Raw genomic sequence first — 16,556 nt, forward strand, 5'->3', positions numbered from 1 at the left:
TCAGGCCGCCCCGAACTGCTTGTCGATCAGGTCGAACATCTCCTCATCGGACACCCCACCGAGCGCGTCGTCGGGGTCGATCGGGGTCTCCTCGTGGTACGGCGTACCCCCGCCGAGCACCGTGCGCAGCCGATTGCTGAACGCCCGCAGCCGGGGTTCCGCCTCGGCCAGGCGCTGCGCGTCGCCGGCCACCTCGCTCAGCAGCGCCTCCAGCTTCGCCAGCTCGGCCTCCATCGGCGGGCGGGGCCTTTCCTGCGCCACGCCCGCGCTGGCAAGCAGGAAACCGGTGACCGCCGCCGGGGTCGGATGGTCGAAGATCATCGTGGTGGGCAGACGGAGCTGGGTGGCCCGGCTCAGCCGGTTGCGCAGCTCCACCGCCGCCAGCGAGTCGAAGCCGAGCGCCTTGAACGCCCGGTCCGCGTCGACCGCCTCCGGCGAGGAGTGCCCGAGCACGGCGGCCACCTGGGCCCGTACCAGATCGAGCACGACCTGTTCCCGGTCCGCCGGGACGACCGTGGTGAGCCGTTCCGTCAGCGAACCGGTGGTGGCCGCCGCCCGCGGGGTGACTGGTGCCCGGACCAGGCCGCGCAACAGTGGCGGCAGCGTCCCCGCGCGGGCCTGGGCCCGCAGCGAGGCGACGTTCAGCCGTACCGGACCGAGCAGCGCATCGGCGTACCCGAGACTCTGGTCGAAGAGTTGCAGGCCCAGCCCGGTCGGCAGGGGGTCGATGCCGACCCGTTCCAGGCGGGCCAGGTCGGCCTCGCCGAGCTCGCCGGTCATGCCGGTGGCGTCGGCCCACAGACCCCACGCCAGGGAGGTCGCGGCCAGACCGCCAGCGCGCCGGTGTGCCGCGAGCGCGTCCAGGTAGGCGTTCGCCGCGGCGTAGTTGCCCTGTCCCGCGGTGCCCATCAGGGCGGCGACCGAGGAGAACAACACGAACGCGGCGAGTTCGTCGGAACTGGTCAGCTCGTGCAGATGCCGGGCCGCGTCCACCTTGGGACGCATGACCGTCGCCAGGCGTTCGGGCGTCAGGGATTCGATGACACCGTCGTCGAGCACACCGGCCGCGTGGATGACCGCGGTGAGCGGGTGGTCGAGCGAGTCCAGCAACGCGGCGAGCTGCGGCCGGTCGGCGGCGTCGCAGGCGACCGCGCGCGCCTCGGTGCCCAGCCCGGCGAGTTCGGCGACCAGTTCCGGGGCGCCGGGTGCGGCCGGGCCGCGGCGGCTGAGCAGCAGCAGCCGCTTCGCGCCGCGGGTCGCCGCGAGGTGCCTGGCGAACAGCGCGCCGAGGCCACCGGTGCCCCCGGTGATCAGGATCGTGCCCTCCGGGTCCAGCGGCGCCGGGACGGTCAGCACGATTTTGCCGGTGTTGCGGCCCTCGCGCAGGAACCGGAACGCCTCCCGGCCGTCGCGCACGTCCCACGTCCGGACCGGCGCGTGCCGCAGCCGGCCCTGCTCGAACAGGTCGACCACCTCGGTCAGCATCTCGTAGATCCGGTCGCGGTCCACGTCGAACAGGTCGAACGCGGTGTACTGGACGCCTGGGTGCGCAGCCGCGACCGTGGCCGCGTCGCGGATGTCGGCCTTGCCCATCTCCACGAACCGGCCGCCGCGCGGCAGCAGATCCAGCGAGGCGTCGACGAACTCCCCCGCGAGGGCGTCCAGCACCACGTCCACGCCCGCGCCCGACGTGGCGGCCAGGAGCGCCGGCCGGAAACCGAGGTCGCGCGACGAGGCAATCCGCGACCGGTCGACGCCGGCCGCCTCGACCGCGTCCCACTTGGCGGGGCTCGCCGTCGCGTACACCTCGGCGCCGCGCAGCCGGGCCAGTTGCACGGCCGCCATGCCGACACCGCCCGCCGCCGCGTGGATGAGCACGCGGTCACCGGCACCGACGGAGGCCAGGTCGGCCAGCCCGTACAGGGCGGTGAGATAGGCGATCGGGATCGCCGCAGCCTGCACGAAGCTGAAGCCGGCCGGCATCGGCACCAGCATCCGCCGGTCCGCGACCGCCATCGGGCCGAACGAGTCGGTCACCAGCCCCATCACCCGGTCGCCCGGCGACAGGTCAGTGACCTCGGCGCCCACCTCGAGCACCACGCCCGCGGCCTCACTGCCCAGCGGGGCGTCACCGGGGTACCGGCCCAGCGCGATCAGCACGTCGCGGAAGTTCAGGCCGGCCGCGCGGACGCCGACGCGGACCTCGGTGCGGCCGAGCGACCGGTCCGCGTCGGAGGTGACCAGCGTCAGGTCCTCCAGGGACGCCTTGCCGTCCTGGCTCAGCCGCCACGCCGCACCCGGGGGCGGCGGGTCGACCCGCCGCAGCCGCGGCACCAGCGTGCGGCCCTCCCGGACGGCCATCTGCGGTTCGCCCAGCGCGCCCAGCGCGGCCCAGTCCGGCTGCTCGGTGTCGACGGGCTGGTCGGTGTCGACGAGCAGGAACCGGCCCGGGTGCTCGGACTGCGCGCTGCGCAGCAGACCCCACACCGGTGACTGATCCAGGTCCGCCACACCGCCGCCCGCGGCGACCGCCTGCGCGGTGACCACCATCAGCCGGGCGTCGGTCAGCCACTCCGAGGCGAGCCACCGCTGCACCAGGTCCAGCGCCTGCGCCGTCGTCGCGTGCACGTCCGCGCCGTCGCGGATCGGGGCGACCACCAGGTCGGGGACCGGCGCTCCCCCGGCCAACGCGCGATCCAGTGCGTCCAGGTCGGGGTAGGTGCCGGCGGGTACGGCCACACCGGCGCCGACGACCAGCCGGGGCGCCTGCGCGCCGTTCACGGCGTCGGCGGGCGTGACCCAGTCCACCCGGAACAGCGCGTCGGGGGCGTTGCCGGGTACGCGCTCCAGCTGCGCCGGGTCGACCGGCCGAAAGACCAGCTTCGACACGGTGGCGACCGGATCGCCGGCCTCGTCCACCATGTCGATCCGTACGGTGGTGTCGTCCACCGGCGAGATCCGCGCCCGCGACCGGCTGCGACCGGAGCCGAGCACCACACCGGAGAAGGAGAACGGCAGATCGGTGGCGGAGCCGGTCTGCTTGCCCAGCAGGGCGCCGTGCAAGGCCACGTCGAGCAACGCCGGATGCACGCCGAACCCGGTGCCGGCCTCGTCCGGCACCGCCAGCTCGGTGTAGACGTCCGCGCCGTCCCGCCACGCCGCCCGGACGCCCTGGAAGATCGGTCCGTACTCGTATCCGGCCTCGGCCAGACGCCCGTACAGGGCGTCCACCGGTACCGGTTCCGCGCCGGCCGGCGGCCAGGACGACGGAAAGGGTACCGCCATCGCCGCCGGGTCCGTACCGAGCCAGCCGCGGGCGTGGCAGCTCATCCGTGAGGCATCGGTCACGGCGGCGTCCGGCGGCCGGGAGTAGATCGCCACCTCACGGCGGCCGTCGCCGTCGGTCTCGCCGACCCGGACCTGCACCTGTCGGGACTCGTCGGCCGCCAGCACCAGGGGCAGCTGCAGCACCAGCTCGTCCACCACCGGGCAGCCGAGCTGTTCGCCGGTCGCCGCGGCCAGTTCCACCAGGCCGGTGCCGGGCATCAGCACGGTGCCGAACACCGCGTGGTCGGCCAGCCACGGCTGCGCCTGCACCGAGACACGGCCGGTGAACATCCACTCGTCGCGGTCGCCGAGCTGCACGACGGCGGCGAGCAGCGGGTGGTCCAGCCGGCCCAGCCCGGCGGCGGCCACGTCCCCGGTGGCCGCACCCGGCATCAGCCAGTACCGCTGCCGCTGGAACGCGTATGTCGGCAGGTCCACCCGGACCGCACCGGAACCGGCGAACCAGGCCGACCAGTCCACGCCCACCCCGGCGACGTGCGCTTGGGCCAGCGACAACAGGAACCGGCGCGGGCCGCCCTCGTCGCGGCGCAACGAGCCGTGCACCGCGATCCGGTCAGCGGCGTCGGCCGCCTGCGCCGTCTCCTGCATGGCCATGGTGAGCACCGGGTGCGGGGAGATCTCCAGAAACGCTGCCGCACCGTCGGCGATCAGTGCGCGGACCGCCGGCTCGAAGCCCACCGGTTCGCGCAGATTCCGGTACCAGTAACCGGAATCGAGTTCGGTGGTGTCTAGGTAGCGGCCGAGCGCGGTGGAATAGAACGACACTTCGCCCACGCGGGGAGCGATCGGTTCCAGCAACCGCAGCAACTCGTCGCGCAGCACCTCGACCTGCGGCGAATGGGACGCGTAGTCCACCGGCACCCGGCGGGCACGGACCCCGTCACGCTCACAGGCCGCCACGATCTCGTCCAGCGCCGTTGGTTCCCCGGCGATCACCACGGCCGTCGGGCCGTTGACTGTGGCGATCGACACCCGGGTGTGGTACGGACCGATCAGCTCGCGCACCACCGGTTCCGGCAGGGCCAGCGAGACCATGCCCCCCGAGCCGGCCAGCCGGTCGCGGACCAGCTGGCTGCGCACCGCCACGATGCGGGCGGCGTCGTCCAGGGTGAGACCACCGGCCACGTAGGCCGCGGCGATCTCGCCCTGCGAGTGGCCGACCACGGTGGACGGCCGGACCCCGTACGAGCGCCAGAGCGCGGCCAGCGACACCATCACCGCGAACAGCGCCGGCTGCACCACGTCCACCCGCTGCAGCGACGGCGCACCGCCGGTGCCGCGCAGCACGTCGGTCAGCTTCCAATCGACGTAGCGGGACAGCGCCTCCTCGCAGGCGGCGATCTCGGCGGCAAAAACGGGGGCCGAGTCCAGCAGCTCCACCGCCATGCCTTCCCACTGCGCACCCTGGCCGGGGAAGACGAACACGGTCGCACCGGTGGCCGACTGCCCTTCAGCCACTTCCGGCGCCGGTTCCCCGGCGGACAGCGCACGCAGCCCGGCGAGCATCTCGCCGCGGTCGGCGCCGATCACCACAGCCCGCGTCTCCAACTGGGCACGGGTGGTCGCGGTCGAGTACGCCACGTCCAGCGGGGTCAGCCCGGGCCGGGCGATCAGCAGCGCGCGGAGCCGGTCGGCCTGCGCCCGTAGCGCGTCGTCGCCGCGCGCGGACAGCAGCACCGGCACCGGACCGGCGCCCCAGCCCGGCTCGGGAGTGGCCGCCGCCGGGACGGCCGGCGGCTCCTCGACGATCACGTGGGCGTTGGTGCCGCTGACACCGAACGACGAGATGCCGGCCCGGCGCGGTCGGTCCGTGGCCGGCCAAGGCTGTGCCTCGGTCAGCAGCCGCACCCCGCCCGACGCCCAGTCCACGTGTGGCGACGGCGCATCCAGGTGCAGGGTGCGCGGCAGCATCTCGTGACGCATCGCCTGGACCATCTTGATCACACCGGCGACACCGGCGGCCGCCTGGGTGTGACCGATGTTCGACTTCACCGAGCCCAGCCACAACGGGTCGCGTTCGCCTCGGTCGCGGCCGTAGGTGGCCAGCAGCGCCTGTGCCTCGATCGGATCGCCGAGCCGGGTGCCGGTGCCGTGACCCTCGACGGCGTCCACGTCGCCCGCGGTCAGGCCCGCCTGAGCCAGCGCCAGCCGGATCACCCGCTCCTGCGACGGCCCGTTCGGCGCGGTCAGACCGTTCGACGCGCCGTCCTGGTTGACCGCGCTGCCCCGGACGAGGCCCCAGATGCGGCGGCCGTTGCGGCGCGCGTCGGACAGCCGTTCCAGCACCAGCACGCCGAGGCCGTCGGAGAAGCCGGTGCCGTCGGCGGCGGCCGCGTACGGCTTGCAACGCCCGTCCGCCGCCAGGCCGCGCTGGCGGCTGAACTCGACCAGCAGGAACGGTTTGGCCATCACGGTGACGCCGGCTGCCAACGCCAGCGAGCACTCCCCGTTGCGCAGCGCCTGTGCGGCCAGGTGGAGGGCCACCAGCGACGACGAGCAGGCCGTGTCCACCGACACCGCCGGACCTTCCAGACCCAGGGCGTACGCCACCCGGCCGGACACCACACTGTTCGTCGTGCCGGTGAGCCGGAAGCCCTCGAGCTCCGGCGGGTTCCCGCTGCCGTAGTCGTCGGACGACATGACGCCGCAGAAGACGCCGGTGTCCGAGCCGCGCAGCGTCGCCGGGTCGATGCCGGCGTCCTCGAACGCCTGCCAGGACGCCTCCAGCATGAGCCGCTGCTGCGGGTCGGTGGCGAGCGCTTCGCGCGGGCTGATGCCGAAGAAGCCGGCGTCGAAGTCACCCGCGTCGTGCAGGAAACCACCGCCGCGGGTGTAGAGCGTGCCGGCCCGCTCCGGATCCGGGTCGTACAGCCGTTGCAGGTCCCAGCCGCGGTCCTCGGGCAGGCCGGTTACCGCGTCGCGGCCGTCGGCGATCAGCGACCAGAAGTCGTCTGGCGAGCCCACCCCGCCGGGGTAGCGGCAGCTGATGCCGACGATGGCGAGCGGCTCGTCGGCCGCCGCCGGGCGCACCGCGACCGGGGCCCGGCCGATGGCGTCGCCGCCGTCCACCAGGTCGCGGAGCAGTCGGGCCACGCCGGCCGTGGTGGGATGGTTGAAGACCAGGGTGGACGGCACCTCGACGCCGGTGTCCTGGATCAGCCGGTTGCGCAGCTCCACCCCGGCGAGCGAGTCGAACCCGAGCTCCTTGAACGCGCGCAGCGGGTCGATCGCGCCGGCCGACCCGTGTCCGAGGACGGCCGCGACGTGGCCCTGCACCAGCTCCACCAGGTGCCGGTCCCGGTCGGCCGGTCGCACGGCGGCGAGCCGCTGCCCCAGAGCCGTACCGGCCGGGGCCTGTGCGGTGCCGACCGGAGCGGTGCCGAACGGGGCCGGGATCGGTGCCAGGCCGCGCAGCAGCGGCGGAAGTGTGCCCGCGGCGGCCATCTCCCGCAGCGCGGGCAGGTCAAACCGGGCCGGGACCAGCACGGCCCGGCCGATGCCGGGCGCGCGATCGAACAGCTCCGCGGCGGAGCCGGCGGCCAGCGGCCGGATGCCGGTCCGCGCCCAACGGGCCGAGGCGGCCGCGTCCAGGGTGCCGGCCATGCCGGCCGGGTCGTCGAACAGGCCCCAGGCCAGCGAGGTGGCGGGCAGGCCGTGCACCCGGCGGTGCGCGGCGAGCGCGTCCAGGGCGGCGTTGGCCGCGGCGTAGTTGCCCTGCCCGGGGCTGCCGATCTGTGCGGCCACCGAAGAGAACAGCACGAACGCGGTCAGCGGCCGGTCGGCGGTCAGCTCGTGCAGGTGCCGGGCGGCGTCGCCCTTGGGGCGCATCACCGCGGCCAACCGGTCCGGGGTGAGCGAAACCACCAGGCCGTCGTCGAGCACACCGGCCGCGTGCACGACGGCGGTCAGGTCGCGTCCGACGACCAGTTCGGCCACCTGGGCGCGGTCGGACACGTCGCAGGCGACCACCTCGGCGGCACAGCCCAGCGCGGCCAGCTCGGCGACCAGTTCGACCGCGCCATCCGCTGCCAGTCCGCGGCGGCTGACCAGCAACAATCGCCGCACCCCGCGCGTGCCGGCCAGGTGCCGGGCGAACGCCGAACCGAGGCTGCCGGTCCCACCGGTGATCAGCACGGTCCCGTCCGTGTCGTACGCCGGGACGGGACCGGCCGCGTCGCAGCGCACCACCCGCGGCGCCAGGAGCCGGCCGGCGCGGATCGCCAACTGCGGCTCGCCCGCGGCGGCGAGCCCGCCGAGCGTCGCCAGGTCGGTGTCCGGGTCGTCGGTGTCCACCAGCAGGAACCGGCCCGGGTGCTCGGACTGGGCGCTGCGCACCAGACCCCACACCGGCGCCACGTTCAGGTCGGGCGCCTCGTCCCCGGCCGCGATGCCGTTGCGGGTCACCAGCATCAGCCGGGTGCCCGCCGGCCCGCCGGCGATCCAGCGCTGCAGAAGGAGCAGGGTGGTCACGGCGTCGATCGCCTCGACGATCTCGACCGCCTCGGCGACCTTGACTTCAGCGGTGGCCGCCGGACCGGCGACGACCGGGACCCAGTCGACCTGGTAGAGCTCAGGAGCGGTGACGTCGGCCGCGGGCAGCGGAAACTGCTGCTTACGGAAGGCGTACGGGGGAAGCTCCACCCGCCGGGCGTCCGGGAGAACGGCCGTCATGTCGAGCGCGACACCCGCGACCTGCGCGGCGCCGAGGAACGCCGCGAAGGTCTCCACCTCGGGTCGGCGGGCGCGCGCCGCCGCGGCGAGCATCACCTCTGGGTCGTCGCCGAGGGTCTGCCGGGCTGCCGCGGTCAGCACCGCGTCCGGGCCGAGCTCCAGGAACCGGGTCACGCCGTACTCGCGCAGTGACCGCACCCCGTCGTGGAACCGGACCGCCTCGCGCACGTGCCGGACCCAGTAGCCGGGGTCGGTCAGCTCGGTGGAGACCAGGGTGCCGGTCAGGTTGGACACCACCGGGATCCGCGGCTCGTGGAAGGTCAGCCGTGCGGCGACCCGCCCGAACTCGGCCAGCATCGGATCCATCAGCGCGGAGTGGAAGGCATGGCTGACGGTCAGCCGGCTGGTCTTACGGCCCGCCCACCGGGGCAGCCAGGCGTCGATCGCGGCCAGATCGCCGGAGACCACGACCGCCAGCGGGCCGTTGACCGCGGCGACGGACAACCCCTCGGGCAGAGTGGCGCGGACCTCGGTCTCCGCCGCCTGGACGGCGACCATGCCGCCGCCGGGCGGCAGCGCGCCCATCAGTCGGCCGCGGGCCTCGACCAGCTCGGCGGCGTCGGCGAGGGACAGGACACCAGCCACGTACGCGGCGGCAAGCTCGCCCACCGAGTGTCCGATCAGCACGTCCGGGCGTACGCCGAACGACTCGGCCAACCGGAACAGCGCCACCTCGACGGCGAACAGGGCCGGCTGGGTGTACCGGGTCTCGTGCAGCAGGGCAGCGTCCGGGCTGTCCGGTGCCGCCTCCAGCAGCGCCCGCAGCGACCGGCCCAGCCGGGCGTCGAGCTCGGCGCAGACCTCGCCCAGCGCCCGGTCGAACACCGGGTACGCCCGGGCCAGGTCGGCGCCCATCCGGGCACGTTGCGCACCCTGGCCGGTGAACAGCACCGCGGTGCGGCCGGCGAAGACCCGGCCGGACACCACACCGGCAGCGGTGCCGTCCCCGGCGGCCAGCGCGGACAGGCCGGCCAGCGCCGCGTCGCGGTCCGCCGCGACGACCGCCGCGCGGTGCTCGAGCTGGGTGCGGGTGGTGGCCGCGGAGAACGCGACGTCGCGCAGGTCCAGCTCCGGGCGCCCGATCAGGTGATCGTGCAGCCGGGCCGCCTGCGTACGGACCGCCTCGGGGTCGGAACCGGAGACCGGAATCGGGAACGGAGCGGACGGCTGCTCCCTCACCGGCAGCGCGGGCGCGGCGGCGGGTGCCTCGGTGAGCAGCAGGTGGCAGCAGGAGCCGCCGATGCCGAGCGAGGTCACCCCCGCCGCGACCCGGCCGGTCGCCGGCCACGGCTCGAGGCGCTCGGCCACCCGCAGACCCAGCTCGTCAAGCGGGATCGCCAGGTTCGGAGTGCCGAAGTCGACGTTGGGCACCAGCTCGCGCCGGTGCACGCAGAGCACCGCCTTGATCAGCCCGGCGATGCCGGCGGCGCCCTCCAGGTGACCGATGTTCGTCTTGACCGAGCCGACCACCAGCGGCGCGGAACGGGACCGGCCGTAGGTCGCGCCCAGCGCCCGCGCCTCGATCGGGTCGCCGACCGGGGTGCCGGTACCGTGCAACTCCACGTACTGGACCTGCTCCGGTCGCAGCCCGGCCCGGTCCAGCGCCTCGTCGATGGTGCGCGCCTGCGTCTCCGCGCTGGGCACGGTCAGCCCGGTGACCCCGCTTCCGGTACGCACGGCGCTGCCCTCGATGACCGCGTAGATCCGGTCGCCGCTCGCGATCGCCTCGTCGAGCCGTTTCAGCACCACCACGCCGCCGCCCTCGCCGCGCACGTAGCCGTTGGCGCGCTCGTCGAAGACGAAGCAACGGCCGTCCGGCGACAGCGCCCCGGCCGCCTCCACCACGGCGGTGCTCAGCGGCGACAGGTTCAGGTGCACGCCGCCGGCCAGGGCCACCCCGGCCTCGCCGCTGCGCAGGCTCTCGCACGCCAGGTGCACCGCGACCAGCGACGACGACTGGCCGGTGTCGACGGTCATGCTGGGGCCGTCCAGGCCCAGCGCGTACGAGATCCGGTTGGCGATCATCGCCCGGCCCATGCCGGTCAGGCTGTGCCGGGTCACCTCGCCGGACCGGACCACCAGGTCGGCGTAGTCGGCCGCCATGACGCCGAGGAAGACGGCGACCGGTGCGGCCACGGACGCCGCCGGGATGCCCGCGTCCTCCAGTCCCTGCCAGGCGAGTTCCAGGGCGAGCCGCTGCTGCGGGTCGGTCTCGGCGGCCTCGCGCGGGGACATCCGGAAGAAGCCGGCGTCGAACTCGTCGACGCCGTCGACGAACCCGCCCCGATCGGGGCCGCCGCCGCGTGCGGGGGCGCGGTCGCGTACGGCGTCCACACCGCCGCGGAGCAGCTGCCAGTACTCCTCCGGCCCCGTCGCGTCCGGGGTCCGGGTCGCAATGCCCACAATGGCTATCCGCTGCCGGTCCGCGCCCGTCATGGCACCCCTGTCGTGAGATCGGTGGCCGGCAAGTGTCTCCGGGAGACTACGCAGCACCGCCGGGCCTGAGGAGATCCGTGGCAAGTAGCTGTCAGCCGCCCCGGAATGGTGTTTCCCACCTGCCCCGGCGACAGCTCTCGATCATTTCCCGCACGCAGTAGCGCCCAGTTCCACCAGGGCCCGGACCTGGCCTCCCTGGCGAATTAAAGATCAAGTTAGGCCCGTACCCGGGCGCGGAATCCTTCGACACTTTCGCGGATCGCCGTGGCCACGCCGGCACGGTGCTGGTCCAGGTAGAAGTGGCCGCCGGGGAACGTCCGCAGCCGGCTGCCACCGTCGGTGACGTCGGACCAGGCGCCCGCCTCCGCCACGGAGACCCGCGGGTCGGCGTCGCCGACCAGGATGGAGACCGGCGTCCGGAGCCGGGTGCCCGGGCTCATCTCGTAGGTCTCCACCGCCCGGTAGTCGGCCCGCAGCGCGGGCAGGATCATGGCGATGATGTCCTCGTCGTCGAAGACGGCCGCGGCGGTGCCGCTGAGTGCCCGCAGCTCGGCGATCAGCCCGGCATCGCCGCGCCGGTGCACGTCCTCGTGCCCGACCACCGCGGGTCCCCGCCGCCCGGAGGCGATGACCCCGAGCAGCCCGGTCGCGCCGGCTTGCTCCATCCGCACCGCCGTCTCGAATGCCACCACCGCGCCCATGCTGTGCCCGAACAGAACGGTCGGGCGGTCCGGCGCGCCGCACGCTCCGAAGACCCCGTCGGCCAGCGCGGCGATGGTGCGCAGAGCCGGTTCACGGCGACGCTCCTGCCGCCCCGGGTACTGCACGATCACCACGTCGAAGTCCGTGGCGAGCTCGCGGGCCAGCGCGGCGAAGTAGCTCGCGGAACCGCCGGCATGCGGCAGCACCACCAACCGTACGGCGTCCGGGTCTCCGACGGCGACGCGGTGCAGCCACGGGTCGTCGCTCACTGGTCCGCGCGTCAACACGGTCATCGACGTTCCTCGTCTTCGGTCTGGTCTGATGGGTCGTCGAGAGAGTTCGTTGCCGAAGAGATGAGCTGCCCTCCACACACACAGATGCGGCGAACGGACTTCAGGTAACAGCAAAGTGCGGGTGCCACGGAACACCGCGCGCAGGAAGCTGCCATGGTCCCGGAACTGCTTTTCCGTGGACATTCATGGATGCCCTTGCAGTAACCCGGCCGTAACGACGATGTGCTGAAGGGCATCCGGAGCGGTTCCACCCGCCCGCCAGCCGGCTCTCCTTACCGACCCTCGGCAAATCGCCGGCAGCAAACCCGGCCGACCGGACATCGACCGTAGAGAGTGTGCCAAGTTGGACATCGAGCTGACGGATATGACGCTTAAGTCAGGCGTCTAGAACGACCGCGGAGGGGTTCCCGCCCGTTCCCGGATCCCGGCGGGTAGCCCGCAGAACGGACCCTCGTTAGGCCGGTTGTCAAGCGCCTAGCCGACAGGTCAACGGTGACCGGTTGCCGGGACGGTCGTCTACCCGGGGCCACCAGGAACGCGACCACCTCGCCCTTTGCGCGCCGCTATACCAGATCATCAATCAAAACGCCACTGGGGAATGAAGTGTCGTGGTGTCGTCGTGACACCGTTGACGCTCAGTCATTGCCCTTTCCAAGATCATCGATAGGTGACCCGCCAGTAGGTTCGCGTTCGCGCAGGAAGCGCGGCCAACCGCGCACGTTGCACAAAGAAGAATGATCGAAAGCGCCATCACCGTGCGCTCATACTTTCATCAACAGACAGTTTTAAGTGCACTATGGATGGTTCTGCCCGAACTTGCATTTCGGCGGGATGCACCCGTGGCAATAAGCTGTCAGACATGGAGGCCGTCAATGGCTCCGAGCCGCTAGTCTTGACTGATTCCTGCCAAGGCTTGAACCACGGGGGTTTGATGACAACGCCGGACACCAAGAGTTCACATTGCCGGGAGAAAGAGAACTTCCTCACCAGAGGGGCACACCTGAACGCGCCCCGCGCCTGGGTCCACCCCGAGGACGAGGTGGAGAGCAGCCTCCATCAGGCCCAGGAGTTGATCAGACAAGCCATGTCGAGGCGGCAGCACGACAGCCGGCACATCCAGATCCTCCCCGGCGGCGAGACCGCGTTCCACACCGCGATGGACGAGATGATCACCAAGGCGGAGCGCGAGATCCTCTGCGCGCTGTCGCCTCGGGACCTGTCCGCCGATCGCCGGAACCACGCCGTTCGCCTTCTGCAGGCCGCCCGCCACCGCGGCATCCCCGTGAAAGCCGTGGTGCCGTCGCCGGTCAACGCCGCCAGGCTCCACCCTGTACGGCCCACGGGCAACCAGCCCGGGCATCGCACCCGCGACCTGCCCGACCAGGATCTGGTGATCACCGACGGGCGCGAGGCGGTGTTGCGGACACCGCACCGCGAGGACGAGAGCCCGCAGACCGTGCTGGTCTCGATGAACCCCCTGGTGCAGGTGCTGCGCACCATGTTCGCAGCCACCTGGAGCTCCGGCGCTCCGCTTCCCGGGGCCGTCCAGTGCCACGAGAAGCTGCGCGGCGAGCCGTTGAAATCGATCCTCGCCAGCCTCGTGGCCGGCGAGAAGGACGAGGTGGCCGCCCGCAAACTGGGCATCTCGGTGCGCACCTACCGCCGCCACGTCGCCGACATCATGCGCGAGATCCGGGCCAGTTCCCGCTTCCAAGCCGGCGCCCGGGCAGCCGAACTCGGCATCATCTAGCTTGAACCTCAAGGCGTAGGTGCCGAAACCCGCGGCGGACGCGCGCGGGTGAGAGCCGCTCGGGACTGACGGCATTGGGGTACAGCCGCGTTTGTACAAGGTCCAGCGCCTCAAGCGTCGCACGCCGGATCGGGTACGAGGACAGCATCTCCTCCGGGCCAGAAGTGACAGTGCCGTCTGAGTTGAGCCTGGGTCGCGATCACGGCTCCGCGCGGGTCCACGTAGGCGCGGACAGACCAGAAGCCGACGCCCGACCTGTCCAGACATGTCGAACCTGATCGCCTACGGGCGTTATCGGGGGGTTTCGGGGGCCGATTCAATATCCCATCGACAAACGCGAGGCCCTGACCAACATTTCTGCTGGTCAGGGCCTCGCCCTGGAGCCGCCTGACGGAATCGAACCGTCGACCTACGCATTACGAGTGCGTCGCTCTAGCCGACTGAGCTAAGGCGGCAACGATCAGCAAGTGTACGGCACCCCGTTGCCCAACACCGAACGGGATACCCTCGCCCCTCCCACCACCGCCAACCGGACAACGGCTGCCAACTGGCCCGTTACCGGACAGCGTCTCGCCGGATCCGGTACTACGCTGCGGCGGGTGAACGACGAACGCGACGACCACCCGGCTCCGGCGGCCGACGATCACCCCCACGGCGAGAGTGCCCGGCCCCGGCCACGTTCCACCGATCCGCTGGAGCTGGGCTTCACCCCACGCAAGCCGGTGCCGTGGCTGGCACCGTTCCTGCTGATCAGCACCGGCATCCGCACGCTGCTGGCGGTCCTCTTCGGGGCGTACCTGGACAAGCGCGAGTTGCAGAACGCCTTCGGCGACGACGTCTTCCAGCAGGCGGGGCCGGACGGTGGGCTCTGGCTCGACTACGTGGCCGACCTCGGTGACGGCTTCCACGCCACCTACTCCGTGGCGTACCTGCTGGCCCAGCCGGCGTTGACGGTGGACGGGCACCGGCTGCCCAGGGCGCAGACCCTGGTGATGGGCGGAGACCAGGTGTACCCGTCGGCGGCCTACGAAGAGTACGAGAACCGGTGCAAGGGCCCCTACCAGGCCGCGCTGCCGACGACCCCGCCCGAGCGTCCCACGCTGTTCGCGGTGCCGGGCAACCACGACTGGTACGACGGCCTGACGGCGTTCCTCCGGCTGTTCGTCCGCTCCCGGGACCGTAATTTCGCCGGCTGGCGTACCGGGCAGTCGCGGTCGTACTTCGCTGTTGAGTTGCCGGCCGGCTGGTGGCTGCTCGGCGTGGACGACCAGTCCGGTTCGTACCTGGACGACCCGCAGTTGGCCTACTTCGACGAGGTGGCCCGCCGGCTCGGCCCGGAGTCGAAGGTGATCCTGGCCGGGCCGTCGCCGACCTGGGTCAAGGCGGCCGACAGCCCGATGGCGTACGACTCGATCGACTACTTCATCCGGACGATCATCGACCCGACCGGGGCACAGGTGCGGCTGCTGCTCTCCGGCGACCTGCACCACTACGCCCGGTACGCCGGCCCGAACCGGCAGTTGATCACCTGTGGCGGCGGCGGGGCGTACCTGTACCCCACCCACAAGCTGCCGGAGCGCATCGAGGTGCCGCCACGCGACACGCTGGCCCGGCGGGCCAGCGTGTCGCAGCCGTACGATCTGGTGGCCCGCTATCCGGACGCGGCCCGCTCCCGCCGCTACGGCTGGGGCATCTTCGCCCGGCTGCCGTTCCGCAACCCCGGCTTCACGACGCTGCTCGGCATCCTGCACACCCTGCTGATGCTGGCCATGGCGGGCGCGACGACAAACTGGGCCGACAGCACCGACCAGCGACTGTTCAGCGTCCCGCTGGTGCTGATGGTGCTCGTGACGGTGCTGGCGGCGGTGCTGTTCGCCAAGCCGCCCAACGCCAGCGGCAAGCGGCACGCCCGGCACTGGCTTCTCGGCGTCGGCCACGGCGTGGCCCAGGTGGCGCTGGCCACCGGCGGCACCTGGGTCTGGTTGGCGCTGCCGTTCTACGGATGGCCGTGGCCGCTGCCGGCGGTCGCCGCGGTGGTGCTGTACGGCCCCATCATCGGTCTGGTGGCCAGCCAACTGGTGGCGGCGTACCTGCTGGTGGCGGGTTCACTCGGGGTGAACGTCAACGAACTGTTCGCCGGGCAGGGCATCGAGGACTCCAAGTCGTTCCTGCGGTTGCGCATCGACCCGGACGGCACGCTGACCATCTACCCGATCGGGGTGGACCGGGTATCCCGCGACTGGCAGGTCAACCCCGACCAGTCCGCCACGGCAAGCTGGTTGACCCCGAAGGCTCCCCTGACCCCCCGCCTGACCGAACCCCCGATCGTCCTGCCCTGACCGCGACCACCCACCGGTTCCCGAGCCCGGTTCCGGACGCGAACCTCGTGGTCACCGTGGGGTTGGGCTAGGGAGTGTAGTGCTGGTCGTGGGCTTGGCGGGGGGCGCAGACGGAGGCGCGGGAGCAGGAGCAGCGGGAGCCGTCGGCGTCGAGCCGGACCGTCACCGCGTCGCGGGGAACGCTGTGGCCGACGACCCGGCCGTCGCCCTCCGGGGTGGAGACCCGACTGCCGACCGCCGGTGCGGTCTCCTGGAATCTGGCGTACAGGGGATGCTCGTATTTGAGGCAGCACATCAACCGGCCGCACGCCCCGGAGATGCGCAGCGGGTTCAGGGGGAGATCCTGGTCCTTCGCCATCCGGATGGTCACCGGCTCGAAGTCGGTGAGGAACGTCGCGCAGCACAGGTCGCGACCGCAGGAGCCGATGCCGCCCTGCACCCGCGCCGAGTCGCGTGCGGAGAGCTGACGCAGCTCGACCCGGCAGTGCAGGGTGGCGCCCAGGTCGCGGACCAGCGAGCGGAAGTCCACCCGGTGCGGGGCGGTAAAGTAGACGGTGCTGCGTTCACCGCCGCCCTCGGCGGTGCCGAGCACGTGGTCGACGGCCACCACCTTCATCGGCAGGCCGTGCGAACGAATCAACCGTTTCGCGGCCACCTTGGCCTCGGCCTTGCGGCGCCGCAGCGCCTCGTCGCGGCGCAGGTCGTCGTCACCGGCGAGCCCCACCAGGCGGGGAAAGCCGTCGGTCTCCTCGGTGACCCACTGCGCGGCCCACACGCACTCCGCCACCTCGGGCCCGTCGTCGGTGGGCACCAGCACCTTGTCTCCCACCTGCGGACGCAACTCTCCGGGATCCAGGTAGTAGAGGCGCCCGTACCGGTTGAAGCTGACCGCGCAGAGCATGCCCATCCCCCCACCCTACGACGGATCACCGCAAAGGACGTACCGGCCGATACCCC

General features: G+C 72.4%; 5 protein-coding genes and 1 tRNA gene. 2 read left to right on the forward strand and 4 right to left on the reverse strand.

All coding sequences use genetic code 11. From position 1 onward, the window contains the following. Together ACGFIQ_RS13515 and ACGFIQ_RS13520 are read right to left on the reverse strand one after the other, a co-directional pair. A complete protein-coding gene (locus ACGFIQ_RS13515) occupies positions 1–10,515 on the reverse strand; it encodes an SDR family NAD(P)-dependent oxidoreductase (RefSeq protein WP_393243349.1) in 10,515 nt (3,504 codons plus the stop codon). Between the two features lie 215 nt (positions 10,516–10,730). Further along, positions 10,731–11,510: a thioesterase II family protein gene (locus ACGFIQ_RS13520; protein WP_393243351.1), complete on the reverse strand. Its 780-nt coding sequence runs from the start codon at positions 11,508–11,510 to the stop codon at positions 10,731–10,733. A gap of 931 nt (positions 11,511–12,441) precedes the next feature. Between ACGFIQ_RS13520 and ACGFIQ_RS13525 the strand changes: the two genes are divergently transcribed. After that, positions 12,442–13,260 carry a TrmB family transcriptional regulator sugar-binding domain-containing protein gene (locus ACGFIQ_RS13525; protein WP_393243353.1) on the forward strand — a complete coding sequence of 273 codons (819 nt, stop codon included), beginning with the start codon at positions 12,442–12,444 and terminating at the stop codon, positions 13,258–13,260. Between the two features lie 378 nt (positions 13,261–13,638). Here the strand turns inward: ACGFIQ_RS13525 and ACGFIQ_RS13530 are convergent. Next, positions 13,639–13,715: transfer RNA gene (locus ACGFIQ_RS13530), tRNA-Thr, on the reverse strand. Between the two features lie 144 nt (positions 13,716–13,859). On the opposite strand from ACGFIQ_RS13530, the gene ACGFIQ_RS13535 reads away from it, so the two are divergent. Next, positions 13,860–15,599 (forward strand): metallophosphoesterase family protein, encoded by a 1,740-nt coding sequence (locus tag ACGFIQ_RS13535; RefSeq protein ID WP_393243355.1) that lies wholly within the window; start codon positions 13,860–13,862, stop codon positions 15,597–15,599. A gap of 67 nt (positions 15,600–15,666) precedes the next feature. Here ACGFIQ_RS13535 and ACGFIQ_RS13540 read toward each other — a convergent pair whose 3' ends face one another. Then, positions 15,667–16,506, reverse strand: a complete 840-nt coding sequence (locus ACGFIQ_RS13540) for a stage 0 sporulation family protein (protein WP_393243357.1) — start codon at positions 16,504–16,506, stop codon at positions 15,667–15,669. Positions 16,507–16,556: the final 50 nt, after the last annotated feature.

This window comes from Micromonospora sp. NPDC048898 (genome assembly GCF_043198035.1).
Lineage (GTDB): Bacteria > Actinomycetota > Actinomycetes > Mycobacteriales > Micromonosporaceae > Micromonospora.

What these genes read in the sequence shown, in the direction of transcription:
- ACGFIQ_RS13515 (WP_393243349.1), bottom strand. Translation starts at nt 10,515, where the DNA reads ATGACGGGCGCGGACCGGCAGCGGATAGCCATTGTGGGCATTGCGACC.
- ACGFIQ_RS13520 (WP_393243351.1), bottom strand. Translation starts at nt 11,510, where the DNA reads ATGACCGTGTTGACGCGCGGACCAGTGAGCGACGACCCGTGGCTGCAC.
- ACGFIQ_RS13525 (WP_393243353.1), top strand. Translation starts at nt 12,442, where the DNA reads ATGACAACGCCGGACACCAAGAGTTCACATTGCCGGGAGAAAGAGAAC.
- ACGFIQ_RS13540 (WP_393243357.1), bottom strand. Translation starts at nt 16,506, where the DNA reads ATGGGCATGCTCTGCGCGGTCAGCTTCAACCGGTACGGGCGCCTCTAC.